General features: G+C 71.6%; 20 protein-coding genes. 9 read left to right on the top strand and 11 right to left on the bottom strand.

The features are described from left to right. Nucleotides 1-4 precede the first annotated feature (4 nt). Genes ACAX67_RS16655 through ACAX67_RS16645 form a run of 3 tightly spaced genes read left to right on the top strand, consistent with a single transcriptional unit; the run spans nt 5 to nt 2,266 of the window. On the top strand, nt 5-565 hold the full coding sequence (locus tag ACAX67_RS16655) for a DUF4334 domain-containing protein (RefSeq protein ID WP_370704989.1): 561 nt from the start codon (nt 5-7) through the stop codon (nt 563-565). Beyond that, the gene (locus ACAX67_RS16650; protein WP_370704988.1) at nt 562-1,359 is read left to right on the top strand and encodes an enoyl-CoA hydratase/isomerase family protein; all 798 of its coding nucleotides are present in this window, start codon (nt 562-564) and stop codon (nt 1,357-1,359) included. Before ACAX67_RS16655 ends, ACAX67_RS16650 begins: the two co-directional genes overlap by 4 nt. Nucleotide 1,360: 1 nt before the next feature. Next, nucleotides 1,361-2,266 carry an oxygenase MpaB family protein gene (locus tag ACAX67_RS16645; protein WP_370704987.1) on the top strand — a complete coding sequence of 302 codons (906 nt, stop codon included), beginning with the start codon at nt 1,361-1,363 and terminating at the stop codon, nt 2,264-2,266. Here the strand turns inward: ACAX67_RS16645 and ACAX67_RS16640 are convergent. Next, nucleotides 2,263-3,852 (bottom strand): TolB family protein, encoded by a 1,590-nt coding sequence (locus tag ACAX67_RS16640; RefSeq protein ID WP_370704986.1) that lies wholly within the window; start codon nt 3,850-3,852, stop codon nt 2,263-2,265. The genes ACAX67_RS16645 and ACAX67_RS16640 overlap by 4 nt on opposite strands. 194 nt (nt 3,853-4,046) lie before the next feature. On the opposite strand from ACAX67_RS16640, the gene ACAX67_RS16635 reads away from it, so the two are divergent. After that, nucleotides 4,047-5,549, top strand: coding sequence for an RNA polymerase sigma factor (locus ACAX67_RS16635; protein ID WP_370704985.1), 1,503 nt, complete (start codon nt 4,047-4,049; stop codon nt 5,547-5,549). Between the two features lie 48 nt (nt 5,550-5,597). Here ACAX67_RS16635 and ACAX67_RS16630 read toward each other — a convergent pair whose 3' ends face one another. From ACAX67_RS16630 to ACAX67_RS16610, 5 genes are all read right to left on the bottom strand, one after another. Further along, on the bottom strand, nt 5,598-5,945 hold the full coding sequence (locus ACAX67_RS16630) for a DUF2510 domain-containing protein (protein WP_370704984.1): 348 nt from the start codon (nt 5,943-5,945) through the stop codon (nt 5,598-5,600). Between the two features lie 191 nt (nt 5,946-6,136). Then, nucleotides 6,137-7,327 carry a CapA family protein gene (locus ACAX67_RS16625; protein WP_370704983.1) on the bottom strand — a complete coding sequence of 397 codons (1,191 nt, stop codon included), beginning with the start codon at nt 7,325-7,327 and terminating at the stop codon, nt 6,137-6,139. A gap of 56 nt (nt 7,328-7,383) precedes the next feature. Continuing rightward, complete coding sequence (locus ACAX67_RS16620) at nt 7,384-8,733, bottom strand: amidase (RefSeq protein ID WP_370704982.1); 1,350 nt, start codon at nt 8,731-8,733, stop codon at nt 7,384-7,386. Between the two features lie 31 nt (nt 8,734-8,764). Beyond that, nucleotides 8,765-9,601, bottom strand: coding sequence for an EamA family transporter (locus ACAX67_RS16615; RefSeq protein ID WP_370704981.1), 837 nt, complete (start codon nt 9,599-9,601; stop codon nt 8,765-8,767). An 85-nt stretch (nt 9,602-9,686) separates the two neighbouring features. Next, nucleotides 9,687-9,917, bottom strand: a complete 231-nt coding sequence (locus ACAX67_RS16610; protein ID WP_370704980.1) for a DUF7455 domain-containing protein — start codon at nt 9,915-9,917, stop codon at nt 9,687-9,689. Nucleotides 9,918-10,141: 224 nt separating this feature from the next. On the opposite strand from ACAX67_RS16610, the gene ACAX67_RS16605 reads away from it, so the two are divergent. Beyond that, complete coding sequence (locus ACAX67_RS16605) at nt 10,142-12,259, top strand: DNA gyrase/topoisomerase IV subunit B (protein ID WP_370705095.1); 2,118 nt, start codon at nt 10,142-10,144, stop codon at nt 12,257-12,259. A 35-nt stretch (nt 12,260-12,294) separates the two neighbouring features. Here the strand turns inward: ACAX67_RS16605 and ACAX67_RS16600 are convergent, their stop codons facing one another. Genes ACAX67_RS16600 through ACAX67_RS16580 form a run of 5 tightly spaced genes read right to left on the bottom strand, consistent with a single transcriptional unit; the run spans nt 12,295 to nt 18,123 of the window. Next, complete coding sequence (locus ACAX67_RS16600) at nt 12,295-12,789, bottom strand: beta-class carbonic anhydrase (protein ID WP_370704979.1); 495 nt, start codon at nt 12,787-12,789, stop codon at nt 12,295-12,297. 13 nt (nt 12,790-12,802) lie between these two features. Further along, nucleotides 12,803-14,536: an MFS transporter gene (locus ACAX67_RS16595; protein ID WP_370704978.1), complete on the bottom strand. Its 1,734-nt coding sequence runs from the start codon at nt 14,534-14,536 to the stop codon at nt 12,803-12,805. A 7-nt stretch (nt 14,537-14,543) separates the two neighbouring features. After that, nucleotides 14,544-15,311, bottom strand: coding sequence for an LppX_LprAFG lipoprotein (locus ACAX67_RS16590; protein WP_370704977.1), 768 nt, complete (start codon nt 15,309-15,311; stop codon nt 14,544-14,546). Between the two features lie 4 nt (nt 15,312-15,315). Further along, a complete protein-coding gene (locus ACAX67_RS16585) occupies nt 15,316-17,805 on the bottom strand; it encodes a DNA gyrase/topoisomerase IV subunit A (protein ID WP_370704976.1) in 2,490 nt (829 codons plus the stop codon). Between the two features lie 54 nt (nt 17,806-17,859). Next, nucleotides 17,860-18,123: a hypothetical protein gene (locus ACAX67_RS16580; protein ID WP_370704975.1), complete on the bottom strand. Its 264-nt coding sequence runs from the start codon at nt 18,121-18,123 to the stop codon at nt 17,860-17,862. A gap of 66 nt (nt 18,124-18,189) precedes the next feature. Here ACAX67_RS16580 and ACAX67_RS16575 point away from each other — a divergent pair, with 66 nt between their 5' ends. The 4 genes from ACAX67_RS16575 to ACAX67_RS16560 all read left to right on the top strand — a co-directional run bounded on the left by ACAX67_RS16575 (nt 18,190) and on the right by ACAX67_RS16560 (nt 24,390). Further along, on the top strand, nt 18,190-20,895 hold the full coding sequence (locus tag ACAX67_RS16575) for a bifunctional acetate--CoA ligase family protein/GNAT family N-acetyltransferase (RefSeq protein WP_370704974.1): 2,706 nt from the start codon (nt 18,190-18,192) through the stop codon (nt 20,893-20,895). 18 nt (nt 20,896-20,913) lie between these two features. After that, a complete protein-coding gene (locus ACAX67_RS16570) occupies nt 20,914-21,507 on the top strand; it encodes a DUF5998 family protein (RefSeq protein WP_370704973.1) in 594 nt (197 codons plus the stop codon). Further along, nucleotides 21,504-22,637, top strand: coding sequence for an alkaline phosphatase family protein (locus ACAX67_RS16565; RefSeq protein ID WP_370704972.1), 1,134 nt, complete (start codon nt 21,504-21,506; stop codon nt 22,635-22,637). Before ACAX67_RS16570 ends, ACAX67_RS16565 begins: the two co-directional genes overlap by 4 nt. Before the next feature lie 73 nt (nt 22,638-22,710). Next, entirely contained in the window at nt 22,711-24,390 is a 1,680-nt protein-coding gene (locus tag ACAX67_RS16560) for a calcium-binding protein (protein WP_370704971.1), read from the top strand. Nucleotides 24,391-24,485 lie beyond the last annotated feature (95 nt).

Here is a 24,485-nt window from a genome sequence, read left to right as displayed (position 1 = left end):
GCTGATGCCCAGGACGAGGACCACCCCCACCGCTGCCGAACGGCTCGCGGCCCTGGAACCGGCGTGCACCACGGCCGAGGCCCTGGCGCTGTACGACGACCTGCCGGCCGTGCGCCCCGAGGAGATCACCGGTCGCTACCACGGCCGGGAGCTCGCGACCGGGCACGCGATGGACGGGCTGCTCGTGCCGTCGGGCTGGTACGGCAAGCAGTTCGACTCCGTCGATGCCGTCCACCCGCTGCTGTTCTCGACGCCGAAGGGCGAGATCTTCGCCGTCGACCCGCGCAAGGTGCCGCTCGGGCTGGTCGGGAAGGCGCCGGCCGCCCTCGTCGACCGCTCGCGGGCGCTGCTCGCCGCGCTGAAGCCGGCGGTCCGCACCCGCAAGCCGCGTGCCCGGCTGCGGGCGGTCGAGCACCGTGGCGTCGTCACCGCCGCGATGGTCTACGACCACCTGCCGATCATCGACGTCTTCCGCCGGGTCGACGAGACCATGCTGCTCGGGGTGATGGACCTGCGGATCGACCCGCAGCCCTACTTCTTCATCCTCGAGAAGGACCCTGCATGAGCACCATAGCGACCATGACGGCCGACGAGCTGGCGCACGCCGGGCTGCGTCTCTCCGTCGACGGCGTGGTCGCCACGATCACGCTCGACCGGCCCGCGGTCCGCAACGCGCAGGTGCCGCGGTTGTGGGCCGGCATGGCCCGCATCCTCCGCGAGCTCGGCGACGACGTGCGGGTCGTGGTCGTGCGTGGTGCCGGCGGCACCTTCTCCGCGGGCCTCGACCTGTCCCTCCTCGACCCGGCGCAGGCCGAGGAGGAGGGCAACTTCATCGCCACCCTCGCGAGCAGTGACCAGGAGATCATCGACCAGATCGCCATCTACCAGGAGCCGTTCGCGCTCCTGTCGGACCCGCGGTTCATCACCGTCGCGGTCGTCGAGGGACACGCGATCGGCGCCGGCTTCCAGCTGGCGCTGTGCTGCGACCTGCGGATCGTGGCCGACGACGCCCGCTTCTGCATGAAGGAGCCCGCGCTCGGCCTGGTGCCCGACCTGGTCGGCACCAAGCCACTCGTCGCCGCCGTCGGCTACGCCCGTGCCCTGGAGATCTGCGCGTCCGCGCGGGTCGTCTCCGGCGCCGAGGCGGGCGAGATCGGACTCGCCCAGGTGGTGGCGCCCGCCGCCGAGCTCGACGGTGCACTGGCCGCGATGGTCGAGGCGCTCACCGCGCACCCGCACGGCGCCGTGTCCGCGACAAAGGCGCTGCTCCAGGACGCTCCCGCGCGCAGCCTGGACGACCAGCGGCTCGCCGAGCGCACCGCACAGGTGAAGCGGTTCCGGGCGCTCGCCGGACGCTGACGTGGGCGGCTACTTCGGGCGCCGGTCGATGGTGGTCCGCGCCCTGCAGCAGCGAGCGGTCGGGCTGTCCTGGGGCCAGCGCGCGCTCGTCATCGGCGCGCTGCACCCGCGGCTCTTCGTCGGCACCGCCCAGCACACGAGCCACCGGACCTCGCCCTACACGCGCCTCGGGCTGACCGCCCGGCTCATGGAGGCTGTGTTCCTCGGCAGCCGGGAGGAGGCCGACCGCGCCCTGGCCTTCAGCGCGAAGCGGCACGAGACGGTCCGCGGCACGATGGCGGTCGACGGTGGTCCCGCCCACCCCGCGGGAGCGCCCTACGACGCCGCCGACCCCGCCCTGATGTGGTGGACCGCGGCCTTCTCGCTGGACTCCGTGGAGTTCATGTACGACGCCCTGGTCGGCCGGCTGACCGGCGACCAGCGCGAGGACCTCTTCCAGGGCTTCGTGTCCTGGGCGGAGCTCTTCGGCATGCCGCGCTCGGCCGCCCCGACGTCGTACGACGACTTCCGGACCGCGTTCGACGCCTGGCTGCACTCCGACGAGCCGCACCTGGTCGAGGAGGCGCGCCTGATCGGCCGCAACATCGCCGGCACGTCGGGCTACCACCTGCCGCTGCGGCCCCTGAGCTCCCCGGCGTTGCGCACGGTGGTGCAGGGCAGCCTGCCATCGGTGGTGCGGGAGCACTACGGCATCACGTGGAGCGTCCTCGACGAGGCGCGGTGGCAGGCCGTGGCCCGGGCGAGCCGGCTCGCCCACGGGCCGGTGCCGGTGCTCGCCCGGACGCCGCTGCTTCGTGGGCGCAGCGCGGAGTTCTACAAGGTCGTCCAGCGCTCGGAGAAGGCGCTGCTGCGCCGCGGTGGGGTGAGCATCCCCGGCGTGTCCGACGTGCCGTCGCCGTACGGCTAACCCAGACGGCCGCGCACGAACACGTCGCCGTGGTGGTTGTCGAACCGCCGTGCGACGAGGTTCTCGGCGAGCGAGCTGAACGCGACCCAGCGGCGGTTGGCCGAGATGACCGGCGCGAAGCTGGACCCGTCGGCCGGCCCGTTGGTGAGGCTGAGGCTGAGGGTCGCGGTCCCGACCGCGCCGCGCTCGTCGAAGATCCCGTCACCGTCGGTGTCGCGGTCGCGCAGGTAGATCCCGGACAGGCCGGACTGCGGGGCGATCGTCGACGCGTAGGACTCGAAGACGATGATCCGGCCGTCGGAGGAGATCGACGGTCCGTTGCTCTTGTCGTCGGCCTGACGTCCGTTGCCGCCGACGCTGATCCGGGTGGTGCGGGTGGCTCCGCCCTCGTCGAGGACGCCGTCCCGGTCGGTGTCGCGGTCGATCACGAAGACGTCGCGCACGCCGTTGGTGTCGTTGGCCACCAGGTTGGAGGCCTGCGACGAGAAGGTGACGAACCGGCCGCTCGGCGTGATCGAGGCCTCCTGGCTCTCCTGGTCGGGGACCGCCCCGGCGAGGCCGCGGGTGAGGCGCCGGGTCGTCACGGCGCCCGGCTGGGTCGTCTCGTCCCAGCGGCCGTCGTGGTCGGCGTCGCGGTCGCGCACGTAGATGTCCATCGCGTGGTTGGTGTCGGTCGGGTCGAACGCCTGGCTGAGGGTGTTCCAGACGACGTAGCGACCGTTCGCGCTGATGCTCGGCATCTCGCTGGTGCTCTGCTGGTGGGTGCCGTTCGCCAGCAGTGACATCAGGGTGGTGCGGACGGCGCCGGGCTCGTCGTAGATCCCGTCGTGGTCCACGTCGCGGTCGCGCAGGTAGATGTCCTGGCCGTTGTCCGGGTCGAGCGGCGACAGGGTGGTCGCGATCGAGCTGAAGACCACGTAGCGGCCGTTGGGGGAGATGCTCGGCTCGAGGCTCGCGTTGTCGCCCTGCTGGCCGCCGGTCCCCGTGCTCATCCGGGTCGTGGCGACCGCGTCGGGCTCGTCGTAGATCCCGTCGTGGTCGGTGTCCCGGTCGCGCACGTAGACGTCGTAGGCGCCGTTGGTGTCCTCGGGGGCAAGCGCCTCGGTGCTCTCGAAGGCGACGTAGCGGCCGTCGGCGGAGATCGAGGGCGCGACGCTGCGGGCGCCGTGTTCCTGCCGCCCGTCGGTGCCGACGCTCACCAGGACCGTGGTGACCTGGCCGGCCTCGTCGAGGATGTTGTCGTGGTCGGTGTCGCGGTCGCGGACGAACACCGACGCCCGCCCGTTCGCGTCGCCGGGCACGAGCGTCTCGGCCGTCGACTCGAAGGCGACGAAGCGACCGTCGGACGAGATCGACGCCTCGTTGCGCGCCGTCACGCTCACCCCGACGCCGCCGCTGTCGTACTCGCCCAGACCGCCGTCGGTGCTCACGCTCATGACCGCGTTGCGCGGAGCGGCCACGCGGTCGTCGGCACGGCCGGCGCCGCCCGCGGACGCGCCGGAGGCGGTCGCCGGGAGGGTCGCCAGGCCCGCGCCGGTCAGCACGAGGACGGCGACCACGGCGGCGGATGTGGGCGACCTGCGCATGGACAGCCTCCTCGGGCGGAAAGTAAAGGCCCGAGGCTGCAGACCGTACCCGGGGCGGTGCCATCTCGTGGCGGATCCCCGTACCTCCGGGCTGGGTTCGGTCGGCTTCGCCCTGCGTGGCAGAATGTGACCTGCGGTCTTGACGCCTCCGGGCTGGGCCGCGCCCTACTGCTGGTCTCCGCTGTATTCGAGAGGTGTTCGTGTCGTCGAACGCACGCAAGGTCCCTGCTGAGGTGCTCGCGCATCCGTCCATCGTCGCTCTGATCGAGCGAGCCGCCCCGACGGGCAGCGTCAGTCCGGAGGACGTCCGTCAGGCCTGCGCGGCCGCCGAGGTCGCCGCGCCCCACCTGAAGTCGTTCCTGGGCCACCTGGCCGGTCTCGGCATCCACGTCGCCGTGCCCGCCGCGGGCCGCACCGCCGCGGCGACGAGCACGCGCAAGACCGCCACCGCGAGCACCGCCAAGAAGGCCGCTCCGGCCAAGAAGGCCGCCGCGGAGCCCGCGGCGAAGGCTGCTCCCGCGAAGGCTGCTCCGGCCAAGAAGGCGGCACCGGCGAAGAAGGCCGCTGCGAAGGCCGGCGCGGCCTCTCCCGCTGCAGCCGAGGTCCCCGCCGTCGGTCCCGACGGCAAGAAGGTCCTCCCCGACATCCCCGACGACCAGTTCGAGAAGGACGTCGCCGCCGACCCGACCATCAAGGCGGACGAGGAAGAGGCCAGCGCCACCTCGTCGTTCGTGGTCTCCACCGCCGACGACACCGACGAGCCCGCCCAGCAGGTCATGGTCGCCGGAGCGACGGCCGACCCGGTGAAGGACTACCTCAAGCAGATCGGCAAGGTGCCGCTCCTCAACGCCGAGATGGAGGTCTCCCTCGCCAAGCGGATCGAGGCCGGCCTCTTCTCCGACGAGAAGCTCGCCCGCGGCACCAAGCTCTCCCCGAAGCTCCAGGAGGAGCTCGAGTGGATCGCTGAGGACGGCCGCCGCGCCAAGAACCACCTGCTCGAGGCCAACCTGCGTCTCGTCGTCTCGCTGGCCAAGCGCTACACCGGTCGCGGAATGCTCTTCCTGGACCTGATCCAGGAGGGCAACCTCGGCCTGATCCGTGCGGTCGAGAAGTTCGACTACACCAAGGGCTACAAGTTCTCGACCTACGCCACGTGGTGGATCCGGCAGGCGATCACCCGCGCCATGGCCGACCAGGCCCGCACCATCCGCATCCCGGTGCACATGGTCGAGGTCATCAACAAGCTGGCCCGCGTGCAGCGCCAGATGCTCCAGGACCTGGGCCGCGAGCCCACCCCGGAGGAGCTCGCCAAGGAGCTCGACATGACGCCCGAGAAGGTCGTCGAGGTCCAGAAGTACGGCCGTGAGCCGATCTCGCTCCACACCCCGCTGGGTGAGGACGGCGACTCGGAGTTCGGCGACCTGATCGAGGACTCCGAGGCGATCGTCCCGGCCGACGCGGTCTCGTTCACGCTGCTCCAGGAGCAGCTGCACGCCGTGCTCGACACGCTCTCCGAGCGTGAGGCGGGCGTGGTCTCGATGCGGTTCGGCCTCACTGACGGCCAGCCCAAGACCCTCGACGAGATCGGCAAGGTCTACGGCGTGACCCGCGAGCGGATCCGCCAGATCGAGTCCAAGACGATGTCGAAGCTGCGCCACCCGAGCCGGTCGCAGGTCCTGCGCGACTACCTGGACTGATTGATCGCCCGAGCGCGTCGCAGATGGAGTCTGCGGACGGCGAGAAGATCAGTAACCGTTGTACGTGCTGTAGGTCGTGTCGGGTGTCAGCGCGTTGAGCCAGAACATGAATGCGACGATCGAGATCACCAGCATCGCCGCGCCGTGGCCCCCGCGGCCCTTGGACATCGCGACGATCCCGATGATGAAGCCCACGACCGGGATGAAGATGGCCGTGATGTAGCCGACCACCAGAACGCCGTCGCCCATGCCTTGGGCGCGAACCATCGGCATGGGTGCGAGCATCGGCATGGGCGCGATGTGGTCGGTCCACCTCGAGCCGTCCCAGTAGCGCTGGGTGCCGACCATCGAGGGGTGCGGGTACCAGCCTGCTGGTGCCACCTGCTGCTGAGACATGGTGCGACGATAAAACTCGCCCGAGACGATGTCCGGAGATCGACGAAAACTGCTCCGTGGACCTCAGGGGTGTCACCCGTCGCCGTGCCGATCATGCAGGCCGTACTGGGACGGGAGGACTGGTGCCCGTGGGTCCGATGTGACTCGGGAGGCGGCCCAGGAGGCTGGGCAGACCGACTGCTCCCGTCCGGTTACGGCCGGTCGAGTCGCTCCGCGACGGTCGGCCAGTCCAGGCGCTGCTCGATCGCGCGGGTCTGCGCGGCGTCGGCCGGTCGGGTGACGCCGTCGGCGCTGGTCGTCCCGACGATGCTGTAGCGGTAGTCGAGCCGGGGCTTGGGCAGCCCGGCCTGCCGGACCTGCCGGAGGCAGTCGCCCTGGCGAGCGCGGCAGAGTGCGCCGAGAGCGAGCCAGCGCGCGAGGTCCTCGTCGTCGGTGCTCAGGCTCACCTGGAGCGCGGCGGAGCGGGTGACCTCCGCGTCGAAGCGTTGGTCGAAGATGAAGTTGCCCAGGGAGTAGGCGATCAGCCGGCCGTGCCAGACCTCGGCGGGCTGGATCCAGTGCGGATGGCCGCCGACGACCAGGTCGGCGCCGTGGTCGATCAGGCTGCGGTCGAAGGAGACCTTGATGCTGTCGGGCGTGCTGGTGTACTCCAGCCCGTTGTGCGGCATGGCGACGGTGGGCAGCAGCTCGGCGTAGGTCGCGAGCTCGTCGACCGCGGCCTCCGACGGGATCCGGAACACGCCGTCGAAGCCGCAGAGCGCGAGGGGCAGGCCGCCCGATGTGGTCGAACCGTCGTCGACGGTGACCCGGACGGGCACGGTGACGACGTTGCAGACGTGGTCCAGGCGGCGGGGGTCCGGGTCACCGAAGTGCTGGATGCCGTGCTCGTCGAGGTGGTGGCGGGTCTCGGCCAGGCCGTCGCGGCCCTGGTTGCCGGTGTGGTTGTTGCCCAGGGAGAAGGCGGTGAACCACCGGGCGGCCTCGTCGAGGAAGCCGGGATCGCAGTTGAAGCTGAGCAGGCGGTCCTGCTCAGCCGCCGGCAGGTGCAGCCCGGCGACGACGGGGCACTCCAGGTTGCCGATCCACGCGTCGTAGTGGTCGCGTTCGAAGCCGCGCAGCCCGCTGAAGGGGTAGCGCGCGCCGAGGCCGCTCCGGCGCGCCTCCTGCTCGACGAAGCGCCCCCAGAACGTGTCGCCGACGAACAGGAGGTCGGAGCTCGCCGACACCGGGACCGCCGCGCGCGGGGCGGGGTCGCTCGCGACGCTGGCCGCGGACGGTGCGGGATCGGGAGCGCGCGCCGGGGTCGGCCGCGGGCCAGCGCACGCGGCGGCGAGCAGCGCCGCGACGACCAGCGTCGAGGATCGGCGGAGTGTTGTCGTCACCATCACGTGGTTGACGCACGAGGCTGCCGATCGGTTGCCGCGCCCAGCGGGAAGGGCTAGGGGGCTGTGCGCGGCCAGGGCTGCAGCTGCTCGACCTGGGCGGCGAGTGCGAGCAGGGTGGCCTCCGAGCCGGGGCGGCCGACGAGCTGGACGCCGAGGGGACGGCCCCGGGAGTCGAGACCGGCCGGCACGGACATGGCGGGCCAGCCGGCCATGTTCCAGGGCGCGGCGAAGGGCGCGTAGCGCGCGTTGGACTGGAGGGTGGCCAGCCATCCGCCCTTCGACCAGTACCTCGCCTTGATCGGCGACTGCGCCAGCGTCGGGGTGATGAGCACGTCGGTGTCGGTGAAGAAGTCCTCCGCCCGCGAGCGCCACTCCTCGCGCGGGCCCGGCTTCGGGTGCCCGCGCTTCGCCAGCTGGCGCCCGATGCCGACGTGGCGGGTGTTGCGCTTCTCGATCCTCGTCGGATCGGCGAGCAGGTCGGCGTCGAGAGCGGCGCCGGTGGTCCACAGCGCCATCGCGGTGGTGGTCATCAGGGTCGCGGGGTAGCGCGGCGTGCGCTCGGTGAGCCGATGGCCGGCAGCGCGCAGGGCCTCCGCCGTACGCCGGGCAGCCCCCACCCACTCCTTCGACACCGGGATGCCGGCGCCCGGCGCGCGGGTCGACAGCGCCAGGCGCAGGGTGCCCGGCTCGCCGATCGAGGTGTACGACGGCTCGCCGGCCAGCACGGAGAGCATCAGCGCGGCGTCGGCGACCGTCGTGGCGAGCGGTCCGTTCTCGGCCATCCCGTGCCAGGAGCCGTTGCCGAGGTCGGAGGGCACGACGCCGTAGCCGGGCTTGAGCCCGACCAGCCCGCAGCAGGCCGCCGGGATCCGGATGGAGCCCATGCCGTCGTTGCCGTGGGCGATGGGGACGGCGCCGGAGGCGACCGCCGCCGCGCTGCCACCGGAGGAGCCGCCGGGCGTGATCGCGGTGTCCCAGGGGTTCCGGGTGATGCCGAAGACGGAGTCGGTCGCGCCCCAGATGCACAGCTCGGGCACCCGCGTGATGCCGACGACGACCGCTCCCGCGGCCCGGAGCCGCTTGACGATCTCGTGGTTGCGCGGCTGCGGCGTGGGGTCGGAACCGGCGGACCCGTCGCGCATCGGCTCGCCGGCCACCGGCATGTTGTCCTTGATGGCGACGGGCACCCCGGCGAGCGGCAGCGCGAAGCGGTCCGAGCGCTGGTCGACCGCGTCGGCCTCTCGGAGCGCCGCCTCCCCGCGCACCACCTGCCAGGCATTCGTGACCTTCTGCGAGCGCGCCACCCGATCGAGCGCCGCCTCGGTCGCCTGACGCGCCGTCATGGTGCCGGCGTGCACCTCACCCACGATCGAAGCGGCGGTCGGTGCCGTCGTGTCTGCCATGGGGCCACGCTAGACCCGGGCTCGTCGGGAGTCAGCCGGCGGCCACCAGGGCGACGGCGGCACCGCAGAGGACGAGGCCGGCGCCCTGCCCGCGGTAGATGTGCTCGCGGAGGACGACTGCCGCCAGCAGGATGGTGAATGCGGGGTAGAGCGAGGTGAGCACCGCCGCGACGGTGAGCAGCCCGGACTGGGTCGCGAGCAGGAACATCAGCACCGCGGCGGTCGCGATCAGGCCGGCGACCGCGCCCGACAGCTCCGACACAGCCGTCGGCACCCAGGACTCCCGCAGCACGGCCGCGATGAGGCAGATGGCGACCAGCGAGGCGCCCTGGGCGAGCGCCAACGGCCAGAACCCGGCGTCCTCGGGCACCTGGCCGAGCGCCACGAAGAGCAGTCCGAAGCCCAGGCCGGCGAGCACGCCGTCGACGAAGCCGGTGTGCTCCGGCTGCGCGGCGGGGTCGGCCTCGGGCATCCGGGCCACCAGCCAGATGCCGGGCAGCGCCGCGACGATGCCGACCAGGGTCAGCGTCGAGGGCCGCTCGCCGGTCGCCAGGCCCACCACCACGGGAAGCACGGCCGCGCCGACCGCGGAGACCGGGGCGACCACGCCCATCCGCCCGGTGGCCAGGCCCCGATAGAGGAAGACGCTGCCGGCGCCGCTGCCGAGCCCGGCTGCCGCGCCCCAGGCGAGGTCCGCCCCGGCCGGGTCGCCGCCGCGGACGAGCGCGACGACCGTGGCGCCGACCAGGCCGCCGAGCGCGGCGAGGAAGGCCACCGGCCAGGGCGTCGTACGCCGGCTGGCGAGCCCGCCGACGAAGTCCGACAGCCCGTAGGCGACGGCGGCGCCGAGCGCCAGCACCACACCCATCAGTGCCCCTCCTGGGGACGTCCAGCGAAAAGGGCGAAGGCCCCGGACCAGTGTCCGGGGCCTTCGACGAAGTCGGTCGGGCCGGTCAGCGCTCGTCGTCCGCGGCGACGGCGGGCGTGCTGCCCAGCTTGTGCGTCTCGTCCTGGACGGTCACCGCGACCTCCTTGAGCTTGTCGCCGTGCTCGCGGGCGTGGTGCGCGCAGAACAGGAGCTCGCCGCCCGTGGCGAGCTCGACACGAAGGTAGGCCTGGGCACCACAACGGTCGCAACGATCTTCGGCGGTCAAGGGTGCGCTGGGGGCAACAGCAGTGCTCATGTTGTGCCTCTTTCTTCGGTCGGTACCGGGATCAACGTAGCGAGCGGTGCCAAGATTCCCGCTCTCCTGTGGTCCACGGCACGTCCATCCCATCACATCGGGTCCTGCGCTGATCGGGATTTTCAAACCCCGAAACATCCTTGTTATGCATTGGCGGCTGTTGGCCCATCGTGGCCCCGCCCCGGTCCGTGTCCCTGCACCGAACCTCGGCGTGTCGCAGGTAGATTCGTACCCAGGAAGACCCCGTTCCAACCCAGGTTTCCACCAGGAGCACCGCCATCACCGACAAGACCTACAACGCCGCTCACCTGCTCGTCCTCGAGGGGCTGGAGGCCGTGCGGAAGCGCCCGGGCATGTACATCGGGTCCACGGACACCCGGGGCCTCATGCACTGCCTGTGGGAGATCATCGACAACGGCGTCGACGAGGCCCTCGGTGGGCACGCCCGCCGGGTCGAGGTGACGCTCCACCCCGACGACTCCGTCGAGGTGTACGACGACGGCCGCGGCATCCCGACCGACAAGGAGCCGAAGACCGGGCTCCCCGGAGTCGAGGTTGTCGCGACCAAGCTCCACGCCGGCGGCAAGTTCGGTGGCGGCTCCTACAACGCCTCCGGTGGCCTGCACGGTGTCGGCCTGTCGGTGGTCAACGCGCTGTCGAGCCGGATGGACATCGACGTGGACCGCTCGCCCTCGCAGCAGGGCCTCTCCTTCCAGCGCGGGATCCCCGGCGTCTTCACCGGCGAGGGACCGAAGGCGGCCTTCGAGCCCAGGTCGGGACTGACCCGCAAGGGCAAGCGCGTCGGGAAGGACCGCTCGGGCACCCGCATCCGCTTCTGGCCCGACCGGCAGATCTTCACCAAGGACGCGCGGTTCGAGATCGAGGGTCTCGTGGGGCGCGCGCGCCAGACCGCCTACATCGTGCCGGGCCTCGAGCTGGTCGTGCGCGACCTGCGCGGGCCGGAGCTCGTCGAGGAGAAGATCCGCCACGACGGCGGCATCTCGGAGTTTGCCGAGGCGCTCAGCCACGGCGAGCCGGTCACCGACGTGGTCCGGATCACCGGCACCGACACCTTCACCGAGACGGTCCCGATGCTCGACGACCACGGGCACATGACCCCCCAGGACGTCGAGCGCGAGCTGACCGTCGACATCGCCGCGCGGTGGGACACCGGCTACGAGACCGAGCTGCGCTCCTTCGTCAACGTGATCGCGACGCCCAAGGGCGGCACTCACGTCGCCGGCTTCGAGGCGGCGCTGACCAAGACCTTCAACGACGCGATGCGCGCGTCCAAGGCGCTCAAGGTCAACGACGACGACGTGGTGAAGGACGACATCCTCGAGGGCATGACGGCCGTCGTCACGGTGCGCCTGGCAGAGCCCCAGTTCGAGGGCCAGACCAAGGAGATCCTCGGGACGCCCGCCGTACGAGCGTCAGTGCGGAAGGTCGTTGCCGCCCAGCTCAAGGACTTCCTCACCTCCACCAAGCGCGCCGAGAAGGCCCAGGCCAAGCTCCTGATGGAGAAGGTGGCCGGGGCGGCGAAGACCCGCATCGCGGCCCGCCAGCACAAGGAGACGCAGCGGCGGAAGAACGCTCTAGAGTCCTCGACGCTGCCGGCGAAGCTCGCCGACTGCCGGGCCTCCGACGCCGAGCGCACGGAGCTCTTCATCGTCGAGGGCGACTCGGCGCTCGGCACGGCCAAGCTGGCGCGCAACTCGGAGTTCCAGGCGCTGCTGCCGATCCGCGGGAAGATCCTGAACGTCCAGAAGGCCTCGGTCGGCGACATGCTGAAGAACGCCGAGTGCGCCTCGATCATCCAGGTCGTCGGCGCGGGGTCCGGGCGCACCTTCGACCTCGAGGCGGCGCGCTACGGCCGCATCATCTTCATGGCGGACGCCGACTCTGACGGCGCGCACATCCGCTGCCTGCTCGCGACGCTGTTCTTCAAGTACATGCCCGACCTGGTCCGCGAGGGGCGGGTGTTCTCCGCCGTCCCACCGCTGCACCGCATCGAGATCTCCAACCCGCGCAAGGGCCAGGACAAGTACGTCTACACCTACTCCGACGACGAGCTCCAGCGGAAGCTCGCGGAGCTGAAGAAGAAGAACGTCCGCTGGAAGGACCCGGTGCAGCGCTACAAGGGCCTCGGCGAGATGGACGCCGACCAGCTGGCCGAGACCACCATGGACCCGCGCCACCGCACCCTGCGCAAGCTGACGGTCTCCGACGTCGAGGAGGCCGCCCAGGTCTTCGAGCTCCTGATGGGCTCCGACGTGGCGCCGCGCAAGGAGTTCATCGTGCAGGGTGCCTACGAGGTCGACATGGAGTCGCTCGACGCCTGACGCCTGACCCCGGGCTCTCGGGCGCCCCGCCCGGGTCACACCTCCTGCGTGAGCAGCCCGGTGTCGACGTTGTAGATGAACCCGCCGACCTGGACGGTGTCGGGGATGAGCGGGTGGGCACGCACGCGCTTGACGTCGGCCTGGAGGGCGGCCTCCTGGCCGTCCGTGACCGGCAGGGTCAGCCAGGAGGTGTCCTGGCCGGTCGCACCGTCGAGCCGCTGGCGCAGCGCCGACTCGCTGTTGCTCGCCACGGCACAGCGGGTGTGCGGGACCACCATGATCCGGTCGACGTTGAGCATGTGCACCGAGATGACCAGGGCGTCGAGCGTGAGGTCGTCGACGCGACCGCCGGGGTTGCGCAGGATCTTGGCGTCGCCGGGCTTGAGCCCGACGGTGCGCAGCGGGTCGATCCGCGAGTCCATGCAGGTGACGATGGCGACGCCGGCGTGGGCGATGCCGTCGAAGCCGGACAGGTCGAAGTCGGCCGCGAAGTCGCGGTTGGCAGCGAGCAGGTCGTCGAAGTTGGCCACGCCCGGATGCTATCTAGCCGCCGGTGCGCAGGACCTCGGAGGTGTCCAGCCCGCGAGTAGGCGCCTTGCGGAGCAGCACGAGCGCGAGCGCGCCGGCCAGAAGTGCCGCGGCCGCCGCACCGGTGAAGACGGAGTGCTCCTGCACGATCGCGAGGTCGGTCAGGCCGAGATCGGGGTCGTTGACGTGCTCCACGTGCAGCCGGTGCAGGCCCCAGGTCGTGAGCACCGAGATGCCGACGAGCATGCCGACCATCCGGGCGACGACGACCAGCGCGCTCGCCAGGCCGTGGGCGTCCTGGGTCGTGGTCGCGAGCATCGCCGCGTTGACCGGGGCGAGCGCGAGACCGAACCCGAGTCCGCCGAGGACGAGCGGGATGTTGGAGGCGAAGCCGTCGAGGCTGTGCTCGCCCCACTGGGCCATCCAGAGGAAGCCGCCGGCGGCCAGCACCATGCCGACGGCCGTGATCACGCCGACCGGCAGCCGGCGCACGAGGTAGCCGCCGACCACAGCTCCGACCGGCAGCGCCACGAGGAACCGCAGCAGCACGAGGGCGGCGCCGAGCTGGGAGTCGCGGAAGGTCGTGGTGCGGGCGAAGAGCGGGATGTCGACGAGCGCGGCGATGAGCGCCCAGCCCACCAGGAAGCTGACGACCAGGGAGCCCCACGCGGGCACGGCCACGAGCGCGGACCGCGGGACGATCGGAGCGTCGGCTCGGAGGACGTGCACGACGAACGCCGCCCCGGCGAGCGCGGCGCCCAGCAGGAACCAGCCGCCCTTCGGGTTGAAGACCGCCTGCTCGGGATCGGCGCTCGCGAAGGCGAGCACTAAGCCGGCCAGGGCCAGCGCGAGCAGCGCCGCGCCGACGAGGTCGGCCTCGCGGGCCGAGCCGTACCAGCCGCGCAGGTCGACCAGCGGCCGCCGGGCGAGCAGGCACCAGAGGAACAGCGTGACGCCGGCCGCGATCGTGAGGAGACCGATCGGGGTCACCCAGATGCTGCCCCCGTCGACGTACGGGATGAAGAGCTGGCCCCACGTGAGGTCGCGCTTGAGCTCCACCGGCTGCACGAACGCGACCACGAGCGCGACGACCAGCACGGCGGCCAGCAGGAGACCGATCAGGTCGGGTCGTGGTCGCGAGGATCGCGAAGCCCCCTCCCCGGCCGGCGGCCTGGGCCCGGCCCACAGCACCCGGACCGCGACGGCGAGCAGCACGCCGACGGCGAGGTTGATCGCGAAGATCGTGCGCCAGGTGCCGAACGCCAGCACCACGGCCCCGAACAGCGGCCCCAGGACACTGCCGATCTCCTGGACGCCGGAGACGATGCCGAGAGGCAGGCCGCGGTCCTCGACGGGGTAGAGGGCGGCGACCAGCGCCATCGTCGCCGGCACGAGGCCGCCGCCGCCGGCTCCCTGGAGGAACCGGCCGATCACCATGGTCGGCAGGTCGTAGGAGATCGTCGTGACCAGTGAACCGGCGGCGAACACCACCAGCGACGCCGCGAGCACCGGCACCTGGCCACGGAGGTCGGCGATGCGCCCGATCAACGGGAGCATCGCGACGTAGCCCAGGAGGAAGCCGGACACGATGGGCGCGGCCCGCTGCAGCTCGTCGACCGGGATGCTGACCGCCGCCATCATGTCGGGCAGGGCGAGCACGACGACATAGGTGTCGACCGCCGCGAACGCGACGGCGGCGGCGCAGAAGCCGAGGAGCAGTCGGGACCGCCGGTCGGGGGCGGCGTTCATGCGCGCCTCATTCGGGGGCCGAGATCTCCTGCTCGACGTCGTACTTCTCGACGTCGATGGTGTAGGTGATGGCGTCCTCGCCGGAGAAGAACTCGCCGGTGATCTCGGCCTGGGTCAGCGCGCCGTCGCTGTTGACCCGGAACGTCGCGTCGAAGCTGTCGCCCTTGGCGCAGGGAAGGATGTTGCGCACGCTGTCGCCGGGGACGGTGCCGGTGTAGGGGGTGAGCGTCTCCTTGTTGTCCTCGCCGCCGAGCTCGCTGTCACCGGCCTCGAGGTCCTCGGTCGAGGTGAGGATGGGGGAGACCCCCTTGTCGGGGTCGAGCAGCTGGGCGGGGTCGGGGGCGCAGAAGTCGCTCGGGTCGATGTCGTTCCAGCCGAGGACCGGCACCTTGACGTAGAGGGTGCCGTCGACCGAGACCACGGGGATGTCGGAGGCGTCGACGCCCATGACGCGTCCGGCGACCTTGCCTTCGAAGGCCGGCGGATCGGCGACGATCACGCCGTCGGCGGAGGAGAGGTAGTCGCCGTCGCTCGGCTCGTCGTCGGTGCTGAGGCTGACCTCCACTCCGCTGGTGTCGTCGAGCTTCTGCTTGGCGCCCGCCATGACCTCCTCGGGCGAGACCGTGCCGTCGCCGTCCTCGTCGAGCTTCTTGTTCGAGGTGACCGGGTCGTCGCCCCCGCTGCACGCGGCGAGCGAGGTGGCGGCGACGCCACCGAGCAGGAGGGCTGCGGCGAGCCGGCGGGCGGGTGCGTGGCGTCGGGTCGTGGCGCTCATGGCGTCACCCTGACACAGACGCGGTCAGCACGGTCGCCAGAGGTCCGGCGCACGCCGCCAGCGGCTGGCTGCCCGGCACGCCGGAGCCGTCGCGCCGGCCGGTGGCCTCGGGGAGGTCCACCGGTGCGCCGCTCGCCGCCGCACCGCGGGCCGGCGCCGGGCCCGCCCACGCGAAGACCAGGGTGTCCTCGCCCTTGAGGAAGCGGTGGCACCGCACGCCGCCGGTCGCGCGCCCCTTGCCCGGGTACTCGGCGAAGTCGGTGACCTTGAGGGCGCCCGGCTCGGTGCCGGGGAGTGCCGTCGACGAGCCGGAGGCGGTCACCAGGACCGCGCCGCCGTCGTACGACGGCAGGTCGAGCGCGCCGAACCAGACGACCCGCTCGCCCCCCGTCACGCGTACCCCGGCCATGCCGCCGCCCGAGCGGCCCTGCGGTCGGACCCCGGAGGCGGGGAAGTGGAGCAGCTGGGCGTCGGAGGTCACGAAGCAGAGCTCCTCCTCGCCGGTGCGCAGCTGGACGGCGCCGACCACCTCGTCGCCGTCCTTGAGGCCGATCACGTCCCACTCGTCCCTGCCGAGCACCTCGGGGTTGACCCGCTTCACCACACCCTGGCGGGTGCCGAGGGCCAGGCCGGGTCCGTCCGTGGCGAGCGTGCAGAGCGCGAGCGCGCGCTCCCCGGTCGCCAGCGAGACGAGCTCGGTGAGCGGCACCCCGCCCTGGAGGTTGGCCTCGTTGGCCGACGCCGGGATCGCCGGGAGGTCGAGGACGCCCAGCCTGAGGAGCCGACCGGCGGACGTGAGCACGCCGATCTCCCCGCGCGCCGTGGTGCGGATCGCGGAGACGACGACGTCGTGGTTGGCGCGCGACCCTCCGGTGCCGACCGGCTCGTCGGTGCTGGTGCGCGCGAGCAGCCCGGTGGACGAGAGCAGCGCGAAGCACGGGTCGTCGGGCACCTCGAGGGAGGTGGCGGCTGCCGTGACCGCGGCCGTGCCGGCCGACTCGAGCAGCACGGTGCGCCGCGGGGTGCCATAGGTCTTCGCGACCTCGGCCAGCTCGTTGCTCACCACGCTGCGCAGCAGGTCGTCGTCGGCGAGGATCGCCTCGAGCTCCTCGATCTCGCGCCGGAGCGTCTCCTGCTCCTTCTCCAGCTCGATCCGGGAGAACCGGGTCAGTCGCCGCAGCTGCATCTCCAGGATGTAGTCGGCCTGGGCCTGGGACAGGTCGAAGACCGAGATCAGCCGCTCCTTGGCCGCCGCCGAGTCGTCGCTGGTGCGGATCACCTGGATGACCTCGTCGATGTCGAGGAGTGCGATGAGCAGCCCGTCGACCAGGTGGAGCCGGTCGGCCTTCTTGTCGCGGCGGTAGCGCGAGCGCCGTCGTACGACGTCGTAGCGGTGGTCGAGGAAGACCGTCAGCATCTCCTTCAGCCCCAGGGTGCGGGGCTGCCCGTCGACGAGCGCGACGTTGTTGATGCCGAAGGTGTCCTCCATCGGCGTCTGCTTGTAGAGCTGCTCGAGGAGCGCTTCGGGGACGAAGCCGTTCTTGACCTCGATCACCAGGCGCAGGCCGTGCTCGCGGTCGGTCAGGTCCTTCATGTCGGCGATGCCCTGGATCTTCTTGCCCTGCACCAGGGTCTTGATCCGCTCGACCACCTTCTCGGTGCCGACGCCGTAGGGCAGCTCGGTCACCACGATGCCCTTGCGCCGGCCGATGGTCTCGATGCGCGCGGTGGCGCGCATGCGGAACGTGCCCCGCCCGCTGAGGTAGGCGTCGCGGATGCCGTCGAGGCCGACGATCTTGCCGCCGGTCGGCAGGTCGGGGCCGGGGATGAACCGCATCAGCCCGTCGACATCGGTGCCGGGGTGCTTGATGAGGTGACGCAGCGCCTGCACCACCTCGACCAGGTTGTGGGGGGCCATGTTGGTGGCCATGCCGACCGCGATGCCGGTGGTGCCGTTGACGACCAGGTTGGGGATCGCCGCCGGGAGCACCGAGGGCTCCATCTCGCGGCTGTCGTAGTTGGGCCGGAAGTCGACGGTCTCCTCGTCTATCGAGTCGGTCATCGCCGTCGCCGGGGGTGCCATCCGGCACTCCGTGTAACGCATCGCTGCCGGCGGGTCGTCGCCGCCGGGCGAGCCGAAGTTGCCGTGGCCGTCGACCATCGGCAGCCGCATCGCCCACGGCTGCGCCGTGCGGACGAGGGCGTCGTAGATCGCGCCGTCGCCGTGCGGGTGCAGCCGCCCCATGACCTCACCGACGACGCGCGCGCACTTGGAGTGGCCGCGGTCGGGGCGCAGGCCCATGTCGTTCATCGTGTAGAGGATCCGCCGCTGGACCGGCTTCAGCCCGTCGCGGGCGTCGGGCAGTGCCCGGGAGTAGATGACCGAGTAGGCGTACTCCAGGAACGACGACTGCATCTCGTCGCGGATGTCGGTGTCGAGGATGTGCTCCTCGAAGTCCTCAGGGGGTGGGGGAGTCGTCGTACGCCGTGCCATGCGGTCATTCTCCCCGCCGGGTCCGGCGCAGACGACGACGGCTCGCCGTCCCGGTCAGGAGTAGCGGTGGCTCTTGGCCGTGTGCCCCTTCTCGCGGGTGCACGTGCGCCCGTTCATCGACCGGTGGCCGCACAGCTCGTCGGTCGTCGCCTCGACCGGCACCTCGGCCGCGGGCTTCTTCGCCGACCGGGCCGGTGTCCGCTTCGTCGGCTTGGCGGGCTGGCCCGGCTGGTCTGTCCTGCCGGTCGGGGCGGACGGCGCCGCCGACCGGGCGTACTTGGCTTCCCTCATCGCGCGCAGCGCGGCTTCCTTGCTCATCGGGCCTTCACACCCTGCACTTTAGGGGGAGGGTCCGACACGGGACGACCCCGCTAGATTGAGTCCGTGACGGACGGGACGCCCACCCAGGAGATCAAGACTCCTCCCGCGCACTGGGAGAGCGACGTGCTCCTGCGCGACGGGCGCACCGCGCACATCCGGCCGATCCGCTCCGACGACGAGCAGCTGATGGTCGACTTCTACTCCCGCGTGTCGGACCAGTCGAAGTACTACCGGTTCTTCTCGCCGATGCCGACCCTGTCCGAGCGCGACGTGCGTCGCTTCACCCACGTCGACCACACCGACCGCGTGGCGCTGGTGATGCTGCTCCAGGGCCGGATGATCGCGGTCGGACGCTACGACGTGGTCGAGCCCAAGGAGGCCGAGGTGGCCTTCCTCGTCGAGGACCGCCACCAGGGTCGCGGCATCGCCCAGCTGCTCCTCGAGCACCTGGCCCAGGCCGGACGCGAGCGAGGCGTCGAGCGGTTCACCGCCGAGGTGCTGCCCGACAACAGCCGGATGATCCAGACCTTCCGCGACGCCGGCTACCGCGTGGCGAGCGGGTACGCCGACGGCGTCATCACCCTCGAGTTCCCGATCGACCCCACCGACACCGCCATCGGCGTGATGCACAACCGGGAGCACGTCGCCGAGTCGGCCTCGATCCACCGCTTCTTCCACCCGACGTCGGTGGCGATCGTCGGCGCCAGCCGCCGGCAGGACACGATCGGCCAGCTGCTCGTCCGCAACCTGGTCAACGCCGACTTCGCGGGGCGGGTCTACGTCGTGAACCCGTCGGCCAACGCGGTGAGCGGCATGCCGGCGTACAACTCGGTCAACGAGATCCCCGACGAGGTCGACGTGGCGATCGTGGCGGTGCCGGCCGATGCGGTGACCGACGTCGTCCTCGACTGCGCCGCCAAGGGCGTCCACGGCCTGATCGTCATCTCCTCCGGCTTCGCGGAGACCGGCGACGAGGGCCGTCGCCGACAGCGACACCTGGTCGGGCTCTCGCGCTCCTACGGGCTGCGCCTGATCGGCCCCAACTGCCTCGGCGTGATCAACACCGACCCCACCGTCTCGGTGAACGCCTCGCTGTCCTCGGTGATGCCCGCCCGCGGTCGGGCCGGCTTCTTCTGCCAGTCCGGGGCACTGGGCTCGGCGATCCTGGAGAAGGTCAAGAACCGTGGGCTCGGCATCTCGACCTTCGTCAGTGCGGGCAACCGCGCCGACGTCTCGGGCAACGACCTCCTCCAGTACTGGGAGGAGGACGACGCCACCGAGGTGGTGATGATGTACCTCGAGTCGATCGGTAACCCGCGCAAGTTCTCCCGCATCGCGCGCCGGGTGTCGCTGCGCAAGCCGATCGTCGCCGTGCGCTCCGGGCGCACCACGCAGGGCGTGCCGATGGGCCACACCGTGCGTCAGATCTCCGCGCCGCAGGCGGCGGTCGACGCGATGTTCCGCCAGGCCGGGATCATCCAGGTCGACACCCTCGAGGACATGTTCGACGTCGCCCAGCTGCTCGCGCACCAGCCGCTGCCGCGGGGACGACGGGTCGCGATCGTCGGCAACTCCGACGCGCTCGGCCTCCTCGCCGCCGACGCCGCGGCCGCGGTCGGGCTGGTCGTCAACCGCTCCGTCGCGCTCGGCTCCGACGCCACCGCCGAGGACTTCGAGGACGCGCTCGACGAGGCGATCGACGACCCCGACGTCGACTCGGTGATCGCGGTCTACATCCCCCCGCTCAACGTCTCCGGCGACGAGGTCGCCAACGTGCTGGCAGCGGTGGGGGAGCAGTCCGACAAGCCCCTGGTCTCCTCCTTCCTCGGTGCGTCCGGCATCCCCGAGCTGCTGAGGGTCCCCGACGTCGCGGGGTCGACGGCCGGACGCGGCTCGGTGCCGTCCTACCCCGCCGTCGAGGCCGCCGTGCGCGCCCTCGCGCGCGTGGTGGAGTACGCCGTCTGGCTGCACACGCCCGACAGCGCCCCCGCCGACCCGGGTGATGTCGACCCGCCCGCCGCGCGCCAGTTCGTGCAGCGGGTGCTGCTCGACCGTCCGGAGGAGGTGCTGCTCGACCCCGAGGAGTCGGCCACGCTCCTCGGCGCCTACGGGATCGACGTCTGGCCGGCCGTCCCGGTCGCCAGCCTGAAGGAGGCGCAGGCCGCCGCGCGGACCCTGGACTGGGACGTCGTGCTCAAGGCCACCGCCGAGTCGGTCCGCGAGCGGCCCGACCGGCAGCACGTCTGGCGCAACATCGACTCCACGAGCGAGATGAAGGAGGCCTGGGGCACGCTGACCGCGTTCGTCCCCGACCCGGCCGCGGCCGACTTCGTCGTGCAGAAGAACGCACCGGCCGGCGTACCGATCTCCATCCGGTCGTTCGAGGACCCCCTCTTCGGTCCGGTCGTCTCCTTCGGCATCTCGGGCCCGATCATCGAGCTGCTGGCGGACTGGTCCTACCGGATCCCGCCGCTGCAGGAGCACGACGTCGCCGCGATGATCCGCGAGGTCAAGAGCTCGCCGCTGCTCTTCGGCTACCGGGGCGCGCAGCCGGTCGACGTCGCTGCGCTCGAGCAGCTGATCACCAAGGTGGCTCACCTCCAGAACGACCTTCCCGAGGTGAGTGCGCTCGAGCTGTCGCTGGCGCTGGCCGGCGTCGACGGCGTGACCGTGCTGACCGGCTCGGTGCGCCTCGCTCCGGTGCGCGACCCGCGACCCGACTCCTTCGTGCGGCGGCTGCCCGACGTCGGTGCGACGCTGCCCGACTGACGTGACAGGATGCGAGGCATGCCAGACCTCCGCGCCCGTGCCAATGAGGACCGGGACCGCGCCCCCGAGCTCCGCGAGGCGCTCGACCGCACCGGCTACTACCCCGAGGTCGTCGCCGACGCCGTGACCGAGGCGGTCGGCGGTGAGCACGTGGTGTCCTTCTACGTCCACCACGAGCCGACCTTCGAGCGCGACGAGGTGCGCCGTCACCAGAGCGTCATCGTGCTCACCCCGAGTCGGTTGATCCTGGCCCACACCGACGAGCACGAGGGCGACGACCTGCTGCCCGAGCCCTACACCTCGACCTCGACCGAGGCGGTCAGCCTCAGCGCGGTCTCCTCGGTCGTCGTGACCCGGATGACGACCAACCCCACCGCGGGTCCGCAGCCTCCCGTCGAGGCGGTGCTCACGATCGGCTGGGGCGCCGTGCACCGGGTCGACCTCGAGCCCGCCGGCTGCAACGACCCCCAGTGCGAGGCCGACCACGGCTACACCGGCACGCTCGCGTCCGACGACTTCTCGCTCCGGGTGTCCGCCGCCGCCGACGGCTCCGACGCGGTGGGCGGGCTGTTGTCGTTCGCCGCCTCGCTGTCGGCGCGCACACGCGTGTGAGCACCCTGCCCCCGCCGGCGTTCTGCGAGCCCGCCTACGGCGACCGCTCGCTCGGTGACATCGTGCCCGCCGTCGCCGCGGCCCTCGGGCACGCGCTCGACTCCACCCCGCGCGGCCTCGTCCTGCCCGGCGCACCGTCGTACGTCGTCTTCCTGATCGACGGCCTCGGCCACAACCTGCTGAAGCGCCACGGCGACGCGGCGCCGTACCTGTCGTCCCTGCTCGCCGGTTCCGAGGTCGGCACCGCCGGCGTCCCTTCCACGACCTCGACGAGCCTCACGTCGCTGGGCACCGGGCTGACCCCGGGCGGGCACGGTCTCGTGGGGTTCACCACGCGCGTCCCCGGCACCGAGGAGCTCCTCAACGCACTGGTGTGGGACGTCGACATCGACCCCGTGGAGTGGCAGCCGCACCAGACCGCGTTCTCCCGGCTGCAGTCCGCCGGGGTGCGGGTGAGCGTGGTGAACAAGCGGGAGTTCAACGGCAGCGGTCTCACGGTCGCCGCCCACCGCGGTGCCGAGTACGTCGGCGTCGACCGTGTCGGCGAGCGCATCGCGGCGGTGGTCGCCGCGTCGTCGGAGGCCCCGTCCCTGACCTACGTCTACGACGGCGACCTCGACTGGACCGGTCACCGGTGGGGCGTCGCGTCCAGCCACTGGCTCCAGCAGCTGGCGATGATCGACCACGAGGCCGAGCAGCTGCGCGAGGCGCTGCCGGCCGACCGCAGGCTCCTGGTGATCGCCGACCACGGCATGGTCGACGTGCCGGCCGAGGCGCGGATCGACGTCGCCGACGACGCCGACCTTGCCTCCGGGATCGCCCTCATCGGCGGCGAGGCGCGTTTCCGTCATCTCTACTGCGTGGGTGGTGCGGTGCCCGACGTCGTGGCGACCTGGCGCGAGCGGCTCGCGGACCGGGCCGAGGTGCTGACCCGCTCGGAGGCCGTCGGTCGGGGCTGGTTCGGGCGGGTCGACCCGACCGTGCTGCCCCGCATCGGCGACGTCGTCGTGGCCTGCCGGGGGGATGCCGCGGTGCTGTCGACCGAGGGCTTCCCCTACGAGACCAGGCTGATCGGCATGCACGGCTCGCTCACCGACGACGAGATGCTCATCCCGCTCCTCGTCGACTGATCGGTCTAGACCTCCGGTCCCAATTCTCCGGGTTCGGTGATGCGCGGGGCTCTTTACTGTTTTACTCCCGCGCATGACCTCCCTCTGGCCGCGCGCCACTGCCCGGGCCCTCCTCACCCTGCCGGTCGCGCTCGGTGTCACCGGTCTCGCCGCTTCACCCGCGATGGCAGCGGGCCCGGTGATCTCCAACGTCGGCGGCGTCCTGACGGTCACCGCCACCTCCGCGCTCGACCTCTACGTGACCGGCAGCGGGAGCAGCGTCAGCGTCTCCAACTCGGGCGGCGACTTCGCAGGTGCGACAGGGTCGTGCACCGGCAGCGGCAGCAGCTACCAGTGCACCGGGGTCACCCGGATGGTCGTCAACGGCAGCAGTGCGGCCGACGACGTGCTGGCCATCAGCTCGCCGGTGCCGATGGAGGTGCACGGCGGGTCCGGCGACGACGAGCTCAACACCGGTGACTCCGACGACGTCGTCTACGGCGACGCCGGGTCCGACGAGATCGGGCCGTACGGCGGCGACGACATCGTCGACGGCGGGGACGGGGACGACTGGCAGCTCCGCGGAGACGCGGGCAACGACGTCGTCAGCGGTGGCGCCGGCAACGACGACGTCCAGGGCAACGAGGACGACGACGTCGTCTCCGGTGGTCCGGGCGACGACGACGTGAGCGGCGACAACGGGAGCCACTACAACGCCGCCACCGACGGCGACGACGTCCTCAACGGCGACGCGGGGGACGACAACCTCTACCCGGGCGCGGGGGACGACGTCCTCAACGGTGGTGCGGACGAGGACACGGCTGACTTCGCCGGCTACCACGGCAACGGCGTCTCCTTCCGCGCGTCCCTCGACGGTGTCGCCAACGACGGTCCCGTGGGCGAGGCCGACAACGTCGGTCCGCTCGGCGACGTCGAGGACGTCAGGACGCCCGACCTCAGCGGGATCGAGGACGTCACCCTCGTCGGCGACGGCGGGCCGAACGTCCTGACCGTCGAGAACGCTTCGGGCGTCGTCGAGGTCAGCGGCCTCGGTGGCGACGACGAGATCGTCACCGACTACATCTCCGGCGACGACCCGGCGCACGTCGACGGCGGCACCGGCGACGACGAGATCACCGACTACGCCTCGGTCGACGGCACGGTCCTCGTCGGCGGCGACGGCAACGACACCATCGACGGCCGCTACGGCGCTGACCTGATCGACGGCGGCGCGGGTAGCGACACCATCACGGGCGGGCCGGACGACGACGCCATCGACGGCGGGCCCGGCACCGACTCCATCAAGGGCGAGGAGGGCAACGACGTCATCGAGTCCGCGGACGGCTCGGTCGACACCGTCTCCTGCGGGCTCGACGCCGACATCGCGCACGTCGACGCGGCGGACGTCGTCGCCGTGGACATCGTGAACCTCTGCGAGTCGCTGACCAAGGTGCAGCCCCCGAAGCCGGACGTCACCGTGCCCACCTCGACGAAGTACCGGCTGAACGCCCGCGGTGTGGCGACGTTCTCCCTGACCAACAACAGTGCGTTCGCCGTCACCGCGACCGCGACCGCGAGGACCACGAAGGCGATCGGCTCCGGCACCTCCACCCTCGCCTCGAACGCGAGCGGCAAGCTCGGCATCAAGCTGAGCAAGGCGGCGCTGTCGACCATCAAGAAGAAGGGCAAGCTCAAGGCGAGCGTCACCTTCGTACTCAAGGGCAACGGGCAGTCCACCCAGGTCAAGCGGTCGGTCACCTTCCTCAAGCACTGACCACGTCCTCGTCAGCCGGATGGGATCCTGGCCGAACCATTCCGCGACCTCGCGTCGTCAGGGTGGGTGACGGGGCAACCAGCCCCGCTGCTTCG

Source organism: Nocardioides candidus (assembly GCF_041321175.1).
GTDB lineage: Bacteria > Actinomycetota > Actinomycetes > Propionibacteriales > Nocardioidaceae > Nocardioides.
The sequence above is the reverse complement of the archived record's forward strand: the minus strand, read 5'-3'. Positions and strand labels throughout refer to the sequence as shown.

Bases quoted from the DNA above. Each gene is read 5' to 3' on its own strand.
- ACAX67_RS16655 (WP_370704989.1), top strand. From the start codon at position 5: ATGCCCAGGACGAGGACCACCCCCACCGCTGCCGAACGGCTCGCGGCC.
- ACAX67_RS16650 (WP_370704988.1), top strand. From the start codon at position 562: ATGAGCACCATAGCGACCATGACGGCCGACGAGCTGGCGCACGCCGGG.
- ACAX67_RS16640 (WP_370704986.1), bottom strand. From the start codon at position 3,852: ATGCGCAGGTCGCCCACATCCGCCGCCGTGGTCGCCGTCCTCGTGCTG.
- ACAX67_RS16630 (WP_370704984.1), bottom strand. From the start codon at position 5,945: ATGTCTCAGCAGCAGGTGGCACCAGCAGGCTGGTACCCGCACCCCTCG.
- ACAX67_RS16620 (WP_370704982.1), bottom strand. From the start codon at position 8,733: ATGGCAGACACGACGGCACCGACCGCCGCTTCGATCGTGGGTGAGGTG.
- ACAX67_RS16615 (WP_370704981.1), bottom strand. From the start codon at position 9,601: ATGGGTGTGGTGCTGGCGCTCGGCGCCGCCGTCGCCTACGGGCTGTCG.
- ACAX67_RS16610 (WP_370704980.1), bottom strand. From the start codon at position 9,917: ATGAGCACTGCTGTTGCCCCCAGCGCACCCTTGACCGCCGAAGATCGT.
- ACAX67_RS16595 (WP_370704978.1), bottom strand. From the start codon at position 14,536: ATGAACGCCGCCCCCGACCGGCGGTCCCGACTGCTCCTCGGCTTCTGC.
- ACAX67_RS16590 (WP_370704977.1), bottom strand. From the start codon at position 15,311: ATGAGCGCCACGACCCGACGCCACGCACCCGCCCGCCGGCTCGCCGCA.
- ACAX67_RS16585 (WP_370704976.1), bottom strand. From the start codon at position 17,805: ATGGCACGGCGTACGACGACTCCCCCACCCCCTGAGGACTTCGAGGAG.
- ACAX67_RS16580 (WP_370704975.1), bottom strand. From the start codon at position 18,123: ATGAGCAAGGAAGCCGCGCTGCGCGCGATGAGGGAAGCCAAGTACGCC.
- ACAX67_RS16570 (WP_370704973.1), top strand. From the start codon at position 20,914: ATGCCAGACCTCCGCGCCCGTGCCAATGAGGACCGGGACCGCGCCCCC.
- ACAX67_RS16560 (WP_370704971.1), top strand. From the start codon at position 22,711: ATGACCTCCCTCTGGCCGCGCGCCACTGCCCGGGCCCTCCTCACCCTG.